Raw genomic sequence first — 17862 nt, 5'->3', positions numbered from 1 at the left:
GCGCGGTTTACGCGGTGCCGCCGGCGACCGTGAGGCCGCCGTCGACGGTGAGGATGTGACCGGTGACCCAGGAGGAGTCCTCAGAGGCCAGGTAGGCCACGGCGGAGGCGATGTCCGACGGGACGCCGAGGCGCCTCATGGGGTACTCCGCGGCCACCTCGGCCTCCTTGCCCTCGTACAGGGCTTCGGCGAACCGGGTCTTCACCACCGCGGGTGCCACGGCGTTGACACGGATCTCCGGGCCGAGCTCGACGGCCAGGGTCCTGGTCAGGTGGGACACCGCCGCCTTGCTCACCCCGTAGAGGCCGATGCCGGGTGACGGGGTGTCGCCGGTGACGGAGGAGAGGTTCACGACGGTGCCGCGACGGTCGGTGAAGCCGAGCTTCGGGTGGGCCACGGCGTCCTGCACCCAGGCGAGGGTGGCGAGGACGTTGACCTCAAGCACCTTGCGGGCGACGTCGAGGTCCAGGCCGACGACAGGGCCGTACGCCGGGTTGATGCCCGCGTTGTTCACGAGGACGTCAAGCCCGCCGAACTCGCGCGCGACGGTGTCGAAGACCTCGCGGCGGTGCTCGGGGTCGTCCGCCTTGCCGGCGACGGTGACGACGCTGCCCCGCGGGAGGGCGGCGGCGGCTTCTTCGAGCGGCCCGGCCTTGCGCGCCGTGATGCACACGCGCGCCCCTTCGGCGACGAGCCGTTCCGCGACGGCGAGACCGATGCCCCGGCTCGCTCCGGTCACGACGGCGACACGGCCTGAGAAACGGCTCTGGTCGGTGTGGTTCTCGCTCATGAATCAGCCCTTCGAGGGGGAAACCGGCCCCGGGCCGTCGAGCCCGCGGAGCTCGGCGCGCCGGATCTTGCCGCTCTGGGTCTTGGGCAGGTCGGCGAGGAAATGGATCGTGCGCGGACACTTGTAGGCCGCCAGCCGCTCACGGGAGAAGGCGATCAGCTCGTCCGCCGTGGCGTTCAGACCCGCCTTGAGCGAGACATAGGCGACGACGGTCTCGCCGCGGTAGGCGTCCGGCTGCCCGACGACCGCGGCCTCGAGCACCGACGGGTGTTCGTACAGGGCGTCCTCGACCTCGCGCGGCCAGACCTTGTACCCGGACACGTTGATCTGGTCCTTGAGCCGGTCCACCAGGTAGACCCAGCCCTCCTCGTCGATGACGGCGACGTCACCGGTACGGAGCCGGCCCTCCGGCATCGTCCGGCGGGTGGCCTCGGGCTTGTCCCAGTAGCCGGGCACCACCTGCGGCCCGCTCAGTTCGAGTTCGCCCTGCTCCCCGCTCGGCACCGGCTCACCGTGCAGGCCCACGACGCGCGCGGTGACATGCGGCAGCGGCTTGCCGACGGACAGCGTCCCGCTCGGCAGATGGACGGGGGCCCTGCTCCCCGGCGGCACGGCGATGACGGCGGACGTCGTCTCCGTCATCCCGTAGCCGTTGTGGAGGTAGACGCCGAACCGCTCCTGGAACCGCTCGACGGTCGCCGGCGGGATCGGCGCGCCCCCGGAGTACAGGGCCTTCGCCGACGCGAAGTGCTCCGGTCCGGCCTGCGGCAGCTCGTAGAGCGCGTTGTACGCCGTGATGGAGCCGATCGTGTAGGTCACCCCGTGCTCGGCGAAGGCCTCCAGGGCGACCTCGGGGTGGAACCGGCCCGCCATGACGAGCGTGGTGTCGGTGAGCAGGGAGATCGTCGCGTTGACCACCGCGCCGGTGATGTGGAACAGCGGGGCCATGGCGAACACGACGTCCCCGTCGTGCACACCCATCCACGACGCGCAGGTCGCCACCACGCTCAGGACGTTGCCGTGGGTGTTCATGGCGCCCTTGGGCGGCCCCGTCGTTCCCGAGGTGTACGTCAGGAACGCGATGTCGTCGCGGGTCAGCTCCACGGGCGAGGGTCCGCGTCCCTCGAACTCACCGATCAGGGCCACCAGATCGCCGTCCGGGGCGGGGGCGTGGCGCTGCGTCGTCGCGAAGACCCGCGGATCGTTCCTCGACTGGTAGTCCAGCGCCGACGTGCTGACCAGCCAGCGCACCGTGCTCCCCGCCAGCGTCCCGAGCGTCTCGTGGACGTCCGCGTCCGCACAGACGACGCCGACCGCCCCGGAGTCCTCGATGATCCGGCGGAGCTCCTGGCGCCGGTACATCGGATTGAGTCCCAGTGCCGTGGCCCCGAGCTTCCACAGGGCCAGCAGCACCAGCGCGTACTGCGGAACGTTCTGCAGGTACACGCCGACGCGATCACCCCGTCCGGTCCCGCGGGCCTCGAACGCGGCGGCCAGGGCGTCCGACGCGGCGTCCACCTCCCGCGCGGTCAGGGCACCGTCGAAGAAGCGGAGCGCCGTGCCCTCCGGGTTCTTCGCCACGCGTGCCTTCCAGGCGGCCACGAGCGAGTCGGGCGCCGCTTCCGTCCCCGTACCGAACGCGTCGAGGAACGTGTCCTGGCGCCGGCCGTCATCCACTGTCATCTGCCGTCCTTCCCACCTGTGTTCGTGCGCTTGGCGTGCCGGTCACGTGAGTTCGCGCTTGAGGATCTTTCCGGTGGACGTCATCGGCAGGGTCGGCACGATCTCCACGATGCGCGGGTACTTGTAGGCGGCCATCTGTTCCTTGCCCCAGGCGATCAGCTCATCGGGGCCGGCGTCGGCGCCGCGGTCGAGGATGACGAACGCCTTGATCTCCTCGCCGTGGCTCTCGTGCGGCACGCCGACGACCGCGGCCAGGCTGACCGCCGGGTGCGTCATCAGGACCTCCTCGATCTCGCGCGGGTAGACGTTGAAGCCGCCGCGGATGATCAGGTCCTTCGCCCGGTCCACGATGTAGTAGAAGCCGTCCTTGTCCCTGCGGGCCAGGTCGCCGGTGCGGAACCAGCCGTCCCTGACGGCTTCGGCGGTGGCCTCGGGCCGGCCGTGGTAGCCCTTCATGACGTTGTGGCCCCTGACCGCGATCTCCCCGATGGCGCTGCCCGTGCCGTCGTTCTCGACCTCGGACCAGTCGGAGTTGACGAGCTTGACCTCCACGCCCCAGATCGGCACGCCGATGGAACCGGGCCGGGGCTCTCGCGCCGGATCGCTGAAGGTCACCACGGGCGAGGTCTCGGAGAGGCCGTAGCCCTCCAGGACCTGGACGCCCAGTCGCTCCCTGACCTGCTTGACGAGCTCGGCCGGGAGTGAGGCACCGCCGGAGACACCGACGCGCAGGTTCCTCGCGATCCTTTCGACGTCGACGTCGTCGGTGAGCGCCTGCAGCAGGCCCCACCACATGGTGGGGACGCCCGCGAAGAAGGTGATGTCCTCCTGCCGCATCAGGGACACGGCCTGCTGGGCGTCGAACCGCGGCAGCAGCACCAGTGTGCTCGCCGTCGAGAAGCCGGCGTTCATCTGCACGGTCGCGCCGAAGGAGTGGAACAGCGGCAGCGTGACCAGGTGGGTGTCCAGGGCGGGCCGGTTCTCCAACAGCCGGTTGCACGCGAGGGCGTTGAGAACGAGGCCGGCGTGGCTGAGTTCGGCGCCCTTCGCCTGCCCTGTCGTCCCGCTCGTGTAGAGGAGCACGGCGGGGTCGTCCCCCGAGGTGCCGATGCTGTCGAACGTCGTCGCGGTGCCCCGCAGCGCGGCGCCCATGGTCTCGACACCCTCGGTCGGGCTTTCCGCCGCGGGGTCGGCGGTGATGAGGAAGAAGTGCTCGCAGCCCGGGGTCTCGCTGAATCCGGCGTGTCCCTCCGCGCCCATCGGCAGACCGGCGTCACCCTCGAAGCAGAAGTACGCCTTCGCCTCCGAGTCGGCGAGGTGGTAGGCGACCTCCCGGCCCTTGAGCAGGATGTTGAGCGGTACGACGACGGCGCCGGCTTTGAGGATCCCGTAGTAGACGATCGGGAACCAGGGCACGTTCGGACAGCTGAGCGCGACCTTGTCGCCGGGCCAGATGCCGCGGTCGACCAGGAGGTTGGCGACCCGGTTGGCGGCGGCCTCGACCTGGGCGTAGGTGAGACGCGTCGTGCCGAGGACGACGGCGTCCCGGTCCGGGTGGGTGCGGGCGGAGTCCTCGAGCAGGACCGAGAGGTTCAGCATGGTGTCTTCCGGAAGGTGGACCGGGCCAGGCCGCGGGGGAACAGAACACGCGGCCTGGCTCGGAGCGGGTGGGGGTTACGCGCGGCGTGACGCGGGCGTCACGACTGCCGCAGCAGCCGGTCGAGGGCCTCGGCCGTCGCCTCGATGTCGGCGGTGGTGTGTGCCGTGCTGAGGAAGACCTTGCCGGACGGCATGAACAGAAAGCCTTGACGCAGCATCCCTTCGAGGATCACTCTCCAGAGCCCGCTGGTCCCGTGCAGTCCGGTGGACCCGCCGGCGGGGACGTACTGGAGGAGCGAGCCGACCCGGTTGAAACGACCGAAGTCGGGAGACGAGCCCAGCACGCCACCGACGAGGGCTTCGAACTCGGACGAGGTTCGTTCGAGCAGCTCGTAGACCGCGGGATCGGCCAGGACCCGCATCGTCGCCGCGACGGCCGCCAGTGCGACCGGGTTGGCGTTGAAGGTTCCGGCATGAACGACGCCGGACGTCACCTGATCGACCAGTTCCGCCCGGCCGACGACGGCACTCTGAGTGAAGCCGCCGGCCATCGCCTTCCCGAAGACGGACAGATCGGGCAGCACGCCGTACTTCTCGGCCGCCCCGCCCCGCGCGATCCGGAACCCGGCGATCACCTCGTCGAAGACGAGGACGACGCCGTGCCGGTCGCAGAGGGTCCGCAGCGTCGACAGGAACTGCGGTGTGGGTGCTTCGACGCCCGCGTTGCTCATCACCGGGTCGACGAGCACGGCCGCGATGTCGCGCTCGACGGACTCGCTCAGCAGGCGCTCGGCCAGCTGTACGTCGTTGAAGCGCGCCACGACCAGGTCGTCCAGGACGCTGGCCGACTGTCCCGGTCCGCCGGGGGTGGCGGGGCGGTCGCAGTCGTCCTCGGACATCCCGGCGTACACGGTGTCGTGCCAGCCGTGGTAGCTCTTGGCGAACTTGAGGACGCGACGCCGCCCGGTGGCGGCCCGCGCGAGGCGCAGCGCGACCTGCACCGCTTCGGTCCCCGTGTTGCTCCACAGCAGTCGCTCGCCGTGCGGCACGGCCTCGAGGACCGCTTCCGCCGCGAGGTACTCGAGCGGATGGCCGGTGCCGACGACCTGCATCTTCGCCGCGACATCGGACACCGCGGACAGCACGCGCGGGTCGCCGTGACCGAGGACGAGCGGGCCCCAGGCCATCACGTAGTCGATGTACCGGTCGCCGTCCAGGTCCCAGACGTGCGCGCCCTTTGCCTCTTGCACGAAGAGCGGATGGGGAGGCATCGCGGCGCGCAGGCCCGACCCCACACCCCCGCCGATGCTGCGGCGGGCTCGCTCGAAGGCCGAGCGTGATGATTCCAGGGCCATGGGATCGCCCCTGCCTTTCAGTACGTGATCACCGAGCGGATGCCGATGCCGCGCTTCATCTGGTCGAACGCCTCGTTGACGTCCTTCAGATCGATCACGCGCGTCACGAGGGAGTCGAGATCGATGCGGTCGTTCATGTAGTGGTCGATCAGCATGGGGAAGTCGGAATCCGGCTTGCTGGAGCCGTAGTTCGAGCCGATCAGCGAAAGCTCCTGATCGGACATGACGAAGGGGTCGATGGAGATCCTCACGCCGTCCGCCACCTGCCCGGCGACCACCGCCGTGCCGCCTCGGGCCAGGACCTCGTAGGCCGACTCGATGGTGCGGGGCAGCCCGATGGCCTCGATGGCGATCTCCACGCCGCGTCCGTCGGTGAGCTGGCGCACCCTGTCGGCGAAGTTCTCGCGGGCGTTGTTGATCAGGTCGGTCGCACCGAAGACGCGTGCCTGCTCCAGCTTCTCGTCGGAGATGTCCGCGGCGATGATCTTCCGGGCGCCGGCCAGCCGGGCACCCTGGATCGCGTTCAACCCGACGCCGCCGCAGCCGAGGACCAGCACGGTGTCGCTCGGACGCACCTTGGCGGTGTTGACGGCCGCGCCGACGCCGGTCGTGACGGCGCATCCGACCAGAGCCGCCTGTTCGAACGGGGCGTCGTCCCGGATGGCGATCGCGGCTGATTCGGGCACGAGGGTGTACTGGCCGAACGTTCCGAGGCCGGCGAAGCTGTAGACGTCGCCCTCGTCGGCGGACGTGATCCGGGTCCGGCCGTCGAACGACAGGTGGTTCGCCGAGTGCCGGCTGACCATGTCGCAGAGGACGGGCCTGCCGCTGATGCAATAGCGGCAACGGCGGCACGAAGGCGTCCACGACAGCACGACGTGGTCGCCCTTCTTCAGCGTCGTGACGCCTTCGCCGACGCTCTCGACGATCCCGGCCCCTTCATGGCCGAGGATCATCGGCGAAGGCACCTCCCATTCGCCCACGAGCACGTGAAGGTCGCTGTGGCACACCCCGCTCGCTTTGAGCCGCACGAGCACCTCGCCGGGCGGAGGCGTCGAGGGGAGGGTCACTTTTTCGATGGTCAGTGGTTCGTTCGGCGTCCTGAAGACAGCGGCGTCGAATTCGATGGTCATGAGGGGTTCCCTTCTGTGCGCTGTGGCGATCAGGTCCGGGCGGTGCGGATGAGCTTCTTGTTGGCGAACTCGTCGATTCCGCCCCGGCCCAGTTCGCGGCCGAAACCGGACCGCTTGACCCCGCCGAAGGGCAGTTCCGCGCCTTCGAGGCCGACGCCGTTGACGAAGACCATGCCGGCGTCGATCCTGTCGGCGACGCGTAGCGCCTGCTCGGCGTCCGTCGTGAACACGTAGGAGCCCAGCCCGTACGGGGTCTCGTTCGCCAGTTCGACGGCCTCGTCCTCGGATCCGACGCGGTAGACGGTCGCGACGGGGCCGAAGAGCTCCTCGGCGGCCGACGGCGACGTCGGCGAGACGCCCGTCAGAACGCCGGGCGGGAAGTACGCCCCTTCGCGCTGTCGAGCAGAGACGAAGGTCGCCCCCTCAGCGACGGCTCGCTCGACCTGGGCCTCGACGTACTCGGCGGCGGCGACCGAGGAGAGCGGCGCCAGCCCGTCGGTCAGGGCGAGCACCTTCTCGGTGAACTTGTCGAGGAAGGCGTCGTAGAGGTCCTCGGCGACGATGAAGCGCTTCCCGGCGTTGCACGCCTGCCCGGCGTTCTCGAACCGCGCCTCGACCGCCGCCTGGACCGTGGCGTCGAGGTCGTGGGTCGACAGCACGACGAAGGGGTCGGAGCCGCCCAGTTCGAGCACCACCTTCTTGAGGTTGCGCCCGGCCTTCTCGGCGACCTCCGCGCCGGCCCGCTCCGAACCGGTGAAGGAGACGCCCTGCACCCGGGGGTCCGCGATGGCGCGGGCGATCTGCTCGCCGGTGGCGTGGACGTTGACGTAGCAGCCCTGGGGGAAGCCCGCGTCCGTGAACAGCTGCTGGAGTGCCTCGGACGACTCCGGACACTGCGACGCATGCTTGAGCACAATGGTGTTGCCCAGCGCGAGGTTGGGCGCGGCGAACCGGGCCACCTGGTAGTACGGGTAGTTCCAGGGCATGATCCCCAGCAGCACGCCGATCGGCTGGCGACGGACGAAGGCGGTGCCCTCTCCCTCGAAGAGCTCGATCGGTTCGTCGGTGAGGAACTTCTCCGCGTTCTCGGCGTAGTACCGGTAGATCGAGGCGCTGAACTCGACCTCCGCGACGGCCTCGTCCACCGGCTTGCCCATCTCCCGGTGGATGATCTCGGCAAGCTGCGCGCTGCGCTCGTCGTGGAGGGCGGCGACGGTGTTCAGCAGCTGGGCGCGCTGTTCCACGGAGGTCTGCCTCGACCACTGTGCGTAGGCCTTCGCCGCCGCGTCGACCGCCCCCTCGACGGCCTCGTCCGTCGCGGTGGGGTACTCCTTGACCAGCTTGCCGCTGGCGGGGTCCACCACCGCGTACACGTGCCTCTTCGCCATGCTGACTCCTTGTTCGTTTTCGGGGTTCATGCGAGGGTTTCGGTCGCGCGGGCCGGGTTCGCGTCCAAGGCCGCGTTGCGCTCGTGCAGCGCGCGGTAGGCACGGAAGTAGACGAAGCCCTGGGTGCCCCATGTCGCCAGCGCGGCGGTGTAGAAGATCGTGCGGCTCGCGTCGTCGAACGGCAGCGGGAAGAAGTCGTAGGTGATCGCGATGGTGGTCGCGGCGGCCGTGACCAGCCCCGTCCAGATTGCCGGCCACTTCGCGCCCGCGTCCCAGAGCCGCTTGACGAAGTACCCGAGGAAGACCGCCGTGAGGAGATTGACGACGACGTAGAAAACGGCGACCCAGAACGCGATGCCGCCGGTGTGGAGATCCGCGCCGTGGAACGGCCGGAGGAACAGACCGGCCACGATCGCCACTCCGAACACGCCCACATCGACGCCGACGCTCGGCTTGTAGCGATGGGTGACCTGCATCAGGCCCATGATCAGGATGAGCGTGATGCCGACCGACCGGGAGAACGCGTCGAAGAAGTACGCGATGGCGTACATGGGGCTGCCGCTGTCACCACTGAGCAGCGACCAGAGCAGGAAGTTGCTGCCCGACGTCGCGACGACCATCAATTCGAGACCGAGGAGGTAGTTGCCGTACCGGCGGATGAACCTCCAGCCGTAGAAGTAGCCGACGAAGATCATCCACAGGTCGGCCAGCAGGAACAGCGCCTCTCTCATCGAGACGCCCCCTCTCGGACGTCGCGGGACAGCAGGGTGAGGACGCGCTCGGCGGTGCGCTGGCCCGTCAGGACCGCGCCGTTCATGCTTCCGGCCCATTCGCCGGCGGTCTCGGTGCCGGCCCAGTGGACGCGCCCGTGGGGCTCGGACAGCGCCTTGCCGTAGCTCGTGGTCGCGTAGGGGGCGACGGCGGGGTTGGGGCCGCCCGGGGCGAAGGGCTCCGCTCCCCAGCAGTGGTCCGTGTAGTCGATCGGGGTGCGGGCCTGCGGACCGTAGAGGTCGGCGAGCTGCTGGACGACCCGATCGCGTCGGATCTCGGGGCTGAAGCCGTCGAAGACGCGCGGATCGCAGAAGGCCATCAGGATGCCCGGTCCGCTGGGCGCCGGGGACACGTCGAAGGTGATGAACACGGTTCCGGTGTCGGTCACAGCCTCACCGGAGAATCCGTCGGCCCGCCAGAACGGCTTCTCGTAGGCCACGAAGGCCTTGCTCAGCACGCCCATGCGCCAGGTACGCGCGAGCCCTTCGGCCTGCTCGGGCAGAGCGGGATCGAACTCGATGGCGGCGCGGTGCGCCGGCGCGGCCGTGACGATCGCGTACCCTGCGCGGATCTCGCCGGAGTCGGTGTGGACGGTGACGCCGTCGTCGTCCTGCGTGATGCGGCGCACCGGTGTCTCCAGGCGCACGCGGTCGCCGAGCCTCTCCGCCACCCGTTTGGCGATCTCCTGGGTAGTCTCGACGAGCCGGTCCTGCTGCTGACCGCCGTCGACGTCCAGCATGTGGTCGAGCCCGCCCGCCGAACGGATGTAGCGCAGTGCGTGCAGCAGGGAGACGTCTCCCGGGGTGCAGCCCCACTGCACCTTGCTGACGATGGTCATCAACGCACGGGTGCTGGGCAGCGCGTTCTTCCGGTCGAGCCACTCGCCGAACGAGATGGCGTCGAGCCGCCCGGCCCCGGGCGTCTCCCACGCGGCGTTCACGTCGACGGTCGCGACCAGCTTGTCCACCGCCATCTGCATGCGGGCCATGTCCACCAGGGCCGCGGCGGAGACCTTGGGAATGGTGCCGCTATAGGTGCGGCGCCGGCCCGCCATCCACAGCACGTTGCGGCCCTGGTTGAACTGGTCCGTCGTGGTACACCCCATCCGGCGCGCGAGGTCCCGGACGGCGGTGTGGCGTCGTGCCACCCACGTCGCTCCGAGGTCGACCTTCACGCCTGCCACCTCGCCGGAGCGCGATCGGCCTCCGACCCGGTCGCGGCCTTCCACGACCAGGACGGACCGTCCCGTGCTCACCAGTCGCTCGGCGGCGCTCAGGCCGGCGAAGCCGGCACCGACGACGACGACGTCGACCGTGGTGTCCCCGGAGCCGGGCTTACGAGATCCGGACATGGCTTCCTCCTTCGCCCACGCGGGCCGCGTGCTGCGCGATGTACTCGGTGACGGGACCGACGAGGGCCTCGGGGATGTGGTGGCCCATACCGGGAATGACCACGTGCTGGGCCGCGCGGATCGCCCGGACGGTCGCGGCGCCGCCGCTCGGGGCGACCAGCAGGTCCCGGTCGCCGTTGATGACCAGCGTCGGGGCCGTGATCCTGCCCAACTGGGCCGTCCGGTCTCCGGATCGCTGGATCGCCTGCACCTGACGCGCCACGCCGGCCGCCGGGTCACCGGCGCTGCGATCCCACGCGTGAGCAGCCAGGGCCGCCTCGGCGGCGTCGTCGATGGGGTATCCCACTCCGGCGACGTGCCTGGTGAGCCGCAGGTGGGCACGGACCGCCTCGGTCCTGGTCCTCGCCGGTGGGGCGGCGATGAGCCGGATCGTCGACAGCGCCGGCTGTCCCACCTTCTTCGCCCCGGTGGTCGAATAGACGGACGTGAGCGACAGGACGCGCTCGGGCGCCGTGGCCGCGATCGTCTGCGCGATCATCCCGCCCATCGAACGCCCCACCAGGTGCACCCGGGAGATCCCGAGGTGGTCGAGTACGCCGACGGCGTCCTGGGCCATGTCGGCCAGCGCGTACGCGTCGCCGCGCGGGCGCGCGGCGATCTGCCGCCAGAGCGCGGGAGGAGGCGCGGCGACGAACGTCGACTGGCCGACGTCACGGTTGTCGAACGCGACGACCCGGAAGCCACGGGCGACGAGCGAACCGAAGAACGAGCCGGTCCACATGGTGAGGTCCTCGCCCATGCCGGCGACGAGCAGGATGACGGGGTCGGCCTTGTCGCCGTGGTCCCGGAAGCAGATCGTCATTCCGGACGGCAGGGTCGCGTACTGGTCGACGCTCTCGGCGCCGTTCGTCTCAGGCATGGGCCGCTCGCCTCCCGGTCCGCTGCGCGGCCGACCGGCCGGTGCCGAACACGAGGTTCTCGTCGGCCACCGGCCCGCGCAGGGCCTTGGCGTCCTCGGGGTAGGACATCGCCATCCGCCAGGGCTTCTCGGGGCCCTGCTTGGGCAGGAGCTTCTCGCCGCGCTTGGCGTACCCGGCCTGGATGTCCATGACGGACCTGCGCGGTGTCCCGGACGGCGCGACCGGAACCACCGTGTCGTAGCCGCGGGCGTCCATGTGCCGGACCAGGTCGATGAAGTAGCGACACATCAGGCTCACCTTCAGCGTCCAGGACGAGGTGGTGTAGCCGATCGCCATCGCCCAGTTCGGCATGCCGCTCAGCAGCATGCCGCGATAACAGAGCGCGTCCGCGACGTCGACCTGGCGCCCGTCGACCACGATGGGCATGCCGTCGAAGAGCCGCAGGTTCAGCCCCGTCGCGGTGACGATGATGTCGGCTTCCAGCTCCTCGCCCGACGCCAGGACGATGCCGCGCTTGCTGAACCGCGCCACGGCGTCGGTGACGACGGAGGCCCTGCCTTCCTTGATCGCGTCGAAGAAGTCGCCGTTCGGTGCCACGCACAGCCGCTGGTCCCACGGGTCGTAGGGCGGGTTGAAGTGCTTGTCGACGTCGAATCCCTTGGGAAGGCGCTTGACGTTCTCGCGCCGGATGAAGGCCCGTCCTGCCTTGGGGAACCTCCGCAGCCCCTTCACGACGGCGTGTTCCGTCCAGATGTTCTTGAACCGCGTCGCGGCGTACCCGCGCTCTTCTCCGAGCAGCTTCGTGAGCGCCAGGGCGACCTTGTCGACACGGGGGAGCGCCATCACGTAGGTGGGGGTGCGCTGCAGCATCGTCACGTGGCGGGCGGCGCCCGCCCCTGTGGTCATGGCCGGCACCAGAGTGATCGCGGTCGCGCCGCTGCCGATGACGACGACCTTCTTGTCGCTGTAGTCGAGGTCCTCGGGCCAGTGCTGCGGATGGACGATCCGGCCTTCGAACTCGTCCCGACCCTGGAACTCCGGGGAGAACCCCTCGTCGTACCGGTAGTAGCCGGTGGCGGCGAAGACCCAGCCCGCGCGGATCGTCCTGGTCCGGGTCGCTCCCGTGGCGGGGTCCGACGTCTGGACGGTGAGGGTCCACCGTGAGTCCGCCGTGGACCACTCCGAGCGGACGACCCGGTGGCCGAGCCTGAGGACGCGCTCCAGGCCGTTCTCCTCGACGGTCTCGTGGAGGTACTCCTTGATGAGGGGAGCGTCGGCGATCGCGGCTTCGTGGCGCCAGGGCTTGAACGCGTACCCGAACGTGTGGAGGTCGGAGTCCGAGCGGATGCCGGGATAGCGGAACAGGTCCCAAGTGCCGCCGATGTCGTCGCGCGCTTCCAGCACGGCGAGCGACTTGTCGGGGAGCTCCCGGCTGAAATAGGTGGCCGCGCCGATCCCGGAGATCCCGGCCCCGATGATCACCACGTCGAATTCCTCGACGGCGTCCAACACCTCAGCAGTCATGATGTTTCCTCGCTGTTCCTGTGGCGGTTGCCTCACTGTCGCGAGCCGCGACCGCCTGCGAGAACGACAGCGGGCACCTCCTTCGCCAGGGCTCGGTGCAGGATGCACAGGCAGGCCGGGCCGCTGCGCCCCTACGGTGTCCGACGTTCGAGCCGCGACCCCGGCAGACCCCGTGGCCCGGCCCTTCCGGGAGCGGAGCGGCCGGAGACGGCCGTCCAGCGGCCGGTCGTGCCGCGGCCATTGCGGCAGCAAGACCGGCGTGATAGAGATTCACCCCCGGTGTTTAGTCGTGCTAAACACCTCGTCGTGGTCGTGTCCAGAGGCCGGACCGGCTGTCGTCACGACCTCGCTGCGCGTAGGGACCCACGGGTGTATCGAGCCGCGGGGGATCGCCGCCGTCACTCCCGCGATCGCGGCCGAGCGGGAGCGCCCGACGACTCGCGAACCCGTGCGGGGTGACGTCTTCTCGGGCGAGGAGATCCGCCTCCTGCCGCTCCGACGCGGTCCGCTGCGGAGGAACCGCATCCGTCGTTCGCGCAGGCGCACCGCTTCACGCACTCCTTTGTCCACCCATGACGGGCCGGTGCCGGCCCGTGAGTCGAAAGGTGTCGCGATGACCGACCTCTCCAAGACAGGGCACGTCGAAGTACCCGGCGGTGAAGCGGCACCGAGCAACCCGCTCAACCGTGGGCTGGGCGTGTCGCAGATCGTGTTCATGGTCGTCGCCGCGGCGGCGCCGCTCGGGCTGGTGGCCGGCGGGGTGCCGCTCGCCTTCGCCGTGAGCGGCAGCCCGGGAATGCCGCTGTACTTCGCGCTGTCCACCGTGATGCTGCTGGTCTTCGCGGTCGGCTTCACGCTGATGGCCGGACGGGTGCGGAACGCGGGCGCCTTCTACGCCTACGTCCAGGCGGGGCTCGGTCGCGTACCCGGCCTCTCGGCCGCGACCCTCGCGCTCTTCTCCTACACACTGCTTCTCGTCGGGGTGAACGCCTACGTCGGCGTCGCGACGAGCAACGTCATCGAGCGGTACGCCGACACCGGCTCCCCGTGGTGGGCGTGGGCACTCGTCTCGCTGGGCGTCAGCGCCTTCCTCGGCTACCGCGACATCGAGCTGAGCGCCAGAGTGCTCGGCGCCGTGCTGGTGCTGGAATCCCTGCTGCTCCTGGTCATGGACTTCGGCATCATGGGCCACGGCGGCGCCCACGGCCTGACGGCCGAGCCGGTGTCGCCCTCGATCGTGGGCACCGGCTCCCCGGGCCTCGGCGTCATGTTCGCCATCTTCGGGTTCATCGGCTTCGAGGCGACGGCCGTGTTCCGCAACGAGGCGAAGGACCCCGACGTCACGGTCCCGCGGGCGACGTACGTCGCGATCCTGGTGATCGGAGCCTTCTACTCGTTCACCGTGTGGGCGATCGTGGTGGGCGCCGGCGTCGACGCCGTGGTCGGAGCCGCGCAGGCCGACCCCGAGGGCCTGGTCCTCACGCTGACGCGGAGCTACGTCGGTTCCGTCTGGGCCGACACCATGCAACTCCTTCTGATCACCAGCCAGTTCGCTTGCGTACTGGCCTTCCACAACGTCGTGACGCGCTACCAGTTCGCGCTGTCCCGGGCCGGTGCGCTTCCGGCGTCCCTGGGCGTCGTCCACCCCCGGCACCGCGCGCCGTCGGCGTCCTCGGCCGTCGCCTCGGTGGTCGCGTTCGTCATCACGATCGTCGTCGCCGCGCTCGGCCTCGACCCGATCGGGGACCTCTACGCCTGGTTCTCGGGTGCCGCCACCCTCGGGGTCGTCCTGCTGATGGCGGCCACCAGTCTCGCCGTCATCGGCTTCTTCCGGCGCGCCGACGGGCGGCAGTCGGTGTGGCGGACGGTCGTGGCCCCGGGCGTCGCCTTCCTCGGCCTGGCCTGTGTGGTCTGCATGATGGTCGCCAACTTCCCGCTCCTCGTCGGCACCGTCGCGGGCGCCTGGGTGATCGGGGGGCTCGTCGCCCTCTCGGCCGTGGTCGGCGCGGCGCAGGCCTTGGTCCTGCGAGCGCGCCGACCGGCCGTCTACGAGCGCCTCTAGGCGATGACTTCGAATGATCCTGCCGGGTGGATCACGCTGGGGTGATGCGTCGCCATGAACCGTCCGGCGTCGAAAGGGAGTTCTTCCGGACGTTGCCGCCCGAGCCGTCGCGGGGCGGAAGCGGCCGGACGGCCGTAGGGTCCTGAACGGGATCGTGGGGAAGTCCCGCTCCGGGGCCGGCTGGTGGGGCGTGTCCGAGCGGTACGGGCCGTGAGCCGCGCTCCATCTGGCGTGCGACGTCCGGGGCGAGCCCCTCGCTTTCGTCGCCGGCGGCGACACCGACGACCGCACCCGGTTCACCGCCGTGAGGGAAACGATCAGGGTGCCCCGGATCGGACCGGGGCGGCCTCGCGTCCGGCCCGATCGCGTCCCGGGCGACAAGGGCCACCACCGAAGGCGGTCCGCGCCCGGCTCCGCCGTCGCGGCGTCCCCTCGCCGCGCGAGTGGGGCGCGACGGGCTTGTGCACCGTGCACCGTCCTCAGCGGAAGCAGGTGCTCCGTGTCGTTCTCACCGCGGTCGTGGCTGGCGACAGTGAGGTACGAGGCAACCGCCACAGGCGAGGTCTCCTTTCACCGAACACCGTGTCGACGGCGTGCCGGCCGGGGCGCCCAGGAGAGTGCGTTGAGTAGTCAGACTGTCATCGTGGGTCTCGGCGCCACCGGCCGGGCCATCGCTTCTTCCCTGCTGCGACGCGCAGACGTGGAGGTCGTCGGAGCGGTGGACCACGACCCCCGCGTGGTGGGGCAGGACCTCGGAATGTTCCTCGGTGGCGCCGCGAACGGCGTCGTCATCGTGAGTGACCCGGCCGACCTGCCCACCGCCGACCTCGCGATCGTGGCGACCGTTTCGGATCTGCACAGGCTGGCCGACGTCCTGCTGCCGCTGCTGGAGCGTTCGTACAACGTCCTGAGCATCTGCGAAGAGCTGGCCTATCCCTGGCAGAGCCATCCCGACCTGGCCCGACGGCTCGACGACACGGCGAAGGCGCACGGCGTGACCGTCCTGGGCAGCGGGGCGAACCCGGGCGTTCTGATGGACACCCTTCCCCTCCTGCTGACTGCGCTGACCCAGCGTGTGGAGAGCGTGCGGATCCGCCGACGGACGAACATGTCACGCTACGGCGCGATCCTGTCGAAGTTCGGCCTCGGTCTGACCACGGAGGAGTTCGAGAAGGCTCGCAGCCGGGGCGAGGTCGTCGGCCACCACGGCTTCGAGCAGGCCATCGGGGCGCTCGCGGCGGGGCTCGGATGGGATCTCGACTCGGTGGACGTGGGAGAGGTCGAACCCGCCGTCGTGACGACCTCGCCGCGCGTCGGGGACCACCTGCGTATCGAACCGGGACAGATCTCGGCCGTCACTCATGCCGCCCGCGGCGTGCTCAAGGGCGAAGTGGTGATCGACCTGGAGATCACGTTCGGGTTCTTCGAGCCGGCCGATGAGGTGGCCGCGGGCGACGACTACCGGATCGTCGGAGAGGAGCAGGTCATCGACCTTCGTTCCTCCGTGGGCTTCGATTCCTTCCTCAGCACGATCGCAGCGGCGGTCAACTCCGCCGCTGCGGTCGTCGAGGCGCGTCCCGGTCTCGTGTCGATGGGAGACCTCCCGGCCCGTGCGATCGCTGCCAAGGGAGAGCGCCGAGCAGTCCGGGCCCCGCTCGGGGCCACCACTCCCCGGAACTGAGACGGAGACACGGAAGACGGACAACCTTCTGCTCGCCGCCTTCACACGTCTCGCGGAAGAGACGCCCGTAACGGTTGATCCGCCGCACGGGAACGAGGGCTTTGCGGCGCGTGCCGAGCAGGGCTTGACGCGCAGCATGACGTAGGACGAACACCCCACCTCAACGAGATCAGGACAGCATGAGGACCGACAACACGACGTACAGCAGCTTCACCGGCTGGATCGACCGGCCGGACGACGTGCGACCCGCGCTGGACGGCGACCTCACCTGTGACATCGCCGTCATCGGCGGCGGCATGGGTGGCATGGCGGCTGCCCTGCGCCTCGCGGAACGCGACCAGGACGTCGTCCTGTTGGAGGCCGAGTTCTGCGGCTACGGCTCGGCCTCGCGCAACGGCGGTCAGATCGCCGGGGCGCCGGGTGGCGACCTGCGGATGCTCAGCCTCCAGTCCCCGAAGAAGATGCCGGTCATGACCAAACTGGCGGAGCACGCGGGGCGCTACGTGGAAGACCTCATGAAGACGCACGACATCGACTGCGACTACGTGGCGAACGGCCTGGTGTGGGGTGCGGTCTCTCCTCTCATGATGCTCAGGGTGCGCACTCAGGCGGCGATCCTGCGCGCCTTCGGCGGGCACGGGACCGTCGGCAGCAGGGAGGAACTCGGCCTCCCCGCCGGCTTCGTGGGCGGGATGCGGGAATCCATCGGCGGGATGCTGAACCCGGGCAAGCTCGCTCGTGGTGTGCGTCGAGCGCTGCTCGCCTCCTCGGCCAAGGTCTTCGAGCAGACGCGGGTGAGCGATGTCCGGCGGACAGGCGGCACCGTCGAGATCACGACACCGCACGGCACCGTGCGGGCCGGCAAGGTGCTGCTCGCGACCAGCGTCTACGGCGGCGAGTGGGACATCACGCCCAAGAACCTCGCTACGCCGCTGTACGTCATCGAGATCGAGTCGGAACCCATCGCGCCGGAGCGGCTCGCCGAGCTGGACTGGACCAGTCGGTCCGGCATCATCACCCAGCACCAGCTGATGACCCACTACCGGCTCACCGAGCGCAACACCATCGTCTGCGGGGTCCGCCAAGCGCAGCGAGGCCAGACCTACCCGCTCCCGGACCGGGTCCCGGACCCCGCTGTCGTGCGGGACATGGGGAAGGACCTGGCCCATCGGTTCCCGTCGCTGTCCGACGTGGCCATCGAGCGGGCCTGGGGCGGTTGGATCGGCATCAGCCCGGACTGGCTGGCGGTCGCCGGACAGGTGGGCGACAACGTCTTCTACTCGATGGCCTGCAACGGTCACGGCCTCTGTCAGGTGCCGTACGTGGCCCATCAGCTCGCCGACTACATCGTCGACGGCGAGATGTCGGAGGACCTCGCCGGCATCTGGTCGGACGCCTCGAAGTACCCGGCGTCGATGTCGCTGCTGATGCAGCCGTTCGTCCTCCGGGCCATCTGGGGGGTGGACCGGTTCAACGACTTCTTCAACGGCAGCAAGAGGCTGGCCCGGCGGGCGCTCCGTCGTGGCAGGCGCGGGGGTTTCTGAAGGTTCGAGCGGCGCCCGCCCCGCGACGGCGTGGTGTGAGATCGCCACCCGCCACGACAAG

Annotated in this window: 13 protein-coding genes; 3 read left to right on the top strand and 10 right to left on the bottom strand. The window is 69.9% G+C overall.

Annotated features, from left to right (window positions below):
• Positions 1-7: 7 nt before the first annotated feature.
• The 10 genes from ACIRSU_RS02825 to ACIRSU_RS02780 all read right to left on the bottom strand — a co-directional run bounded on the left by ACIRSU_RS02825 (position 8) and on the right by ACIRSU_RS02780 (position 12514).
• Positions 8-790, bottom strand: a complete 783-nt coding sequence (locus tag ACIRSU_RS02825; RefSeq protein WP_403788494.1) for an SDR family oxidoreductase — start codon at positions 788-790, stop codon at positions 8-10.
• A 3-nt stretch (positions 791-793) separates the two neighbouring features.
• Complete coding sequence (locus tag ACIRSU_RS02820; RefSeq protein ID WP_403788492.1) at positions 794-2473, bottom strand: class I adenylate-forming enzyme family protein; 1680 nt, start codon at positions 2471-2473, stop codon at positions 794-796.
• A 42-nt stretch (positions 2474-2515) separates the two neighbouring features.
• A complete protein-coding gene (locus tag ACIRSU_RS02815; protein WP_403788490.1) occupies positions 2516-4072 on the bottom strand; it encodes a long-chain fatty acid--CoA ligase in 1557 nt (518 codons plus the stop codon).
• Between the two features lie 98 nt (positions 4073-4170).
• Positions 4171-5322: an aspartate aminotransferase family protein gene (locus ACIRSU_RS02810; protein ID WP_403788488.1), complete on the bottom strand. Its 1152-nt coding sequence runs from the start codon at positions 5320-5322 to the stop codon at positions 4171-4173.
• Between the two features lie 122 nt (positions 5323-5444).
• The gene (locus tag ACIRSU_RS02805; protein WP_403788486.1) at positions 5445-6560 is read right to left on the bottom strand and encodes a Zn-dependent alcohol dehydrogenase; all 1116 of its coding nucleotides are present in this window, start codon (positions 6558-6560) and stop codon (positions 5445-5447) included.
• Positions 6561-6589: 29 nt separating this feature from the next.
• Entirely contained in the window at positions 6590-7948 is a 1359-nt protein-coding gene (locus ACIRSU_RS02800) for an NAD-dependent succinate-semialdehyde dehydrogenase (protein ID WP_403788484.1), read from the bottom strand.
• 26 nt (positions 7949-7974) lie between these two features.
• The gene (locus ACIRSU_RS02795) at positions 7975-8679 is read right to left on the bottom strand and encodes a transporter (protein ID WP_403788482.1); all 705 of its coding nucleotides are present in this window, start codon (positions 8677-8679) and stop codon (positions 7975-7977) included.
• Positions 8676-10070, bottom strand: coding sequence for a flavin monoamine oxidase family protein (locus ACIRSU_RS02790; RefSeq protein WP_403788480.1), 1395 nt, complete (start codon positions 10068-10070; stop codon positions 8676-8678). The genes ACIRSU_RS02795 and ACIRSU_RS02790 overlap by 4 nt, the downstream gene beginning before the upstream one ends.
• Complete coding sequence (locus tag ACIRSU_RS02785) at positions 10054-10989, bottom strand: alpha/beta fold hydrolase (RefSeq protein ID WP_403788478.1); 936 nt, start codon at positions 10987-10989, stop codon at positions 10054-10056. The genes ACIRSU_RS02790 and ACIRSU_RS02785 overlap by 17 nt, the downstream gene beginning before the upstream one ends.
• On the bottom strand, positions 10982-12514 hold the full coding sequence (locus ACIRSU_RS02780) for a flavin-containing monooxygenase (RefSeq protein ID WP_403788476.1): 1533 nt from the start codon (positions 12512-12514) through the stop codon (positions 10982-10984). The genes ACIRSU_RS02785 and ACIRSU_RS02780 overlap by 8 nt, the downstream gene beginning before the upstream one ends.
• Before the next feature lie 613 nt (positions 12515-13127).
• Here ACIRSU_RS02780 and ACIRSU_RS02775 point away from each other — a divergent pair.
• The 3 genes from ACIRSU_RS02775 to ACIRSU_RS02765 all read left to right on the top strand — a co-directional run bounded on the left by ACIRSU_RS02775 (position 13128) and on the right by ACIRSU_RS02765 (position 17801).
• Positions 13128-14576, top strand: coding sequence for an APC family permease (locus tag ACIRSU_RS02775; protein WP_403788474.1), 1449 nt, complete (start codon positions 13128-13130; stop codon positions 14574-14576).
• A 643-nt stretch (positions 14577-15219) separates the two neighbouring features.
• Complete coding sequence (locus ACIRSU_RS02770) at positions 15220-16257, top strand: dihydrodipicolinate reductase (RefSeq protein WP_403788472.1); 1038 nt, start codon at positions 15220-15222, stop codon at positions 16255-16257.
• Positions 16258-16436: 179 nt separating this feature from the next.
• Positions 16437-17801, top strand: coding sequence for an NAD(P)/FAD-dependent oxidoreductase (locus ACIRSU_RS02765; protein ID WP_403788470.1), 1365 nt, complete (start codon positions 16437-16439; stop codon positions 17799-17801).
• The last annotated feature ends 61 nt before the right edge of the window (positions 17802-17862 follow it).

The sequence above is a fragment of the Streptomyces sp. NPDC101160 genome (assembly GCF_044768205.1).
Classification (GTDB): Bacteria; Actinomycetota; Actinomycetes; order Streptomycetales; family Streptomycetaceae; genus Streptomyces.
This window is presented reverse-complemented; position numbering and strand designations above follow the sequence as displayed.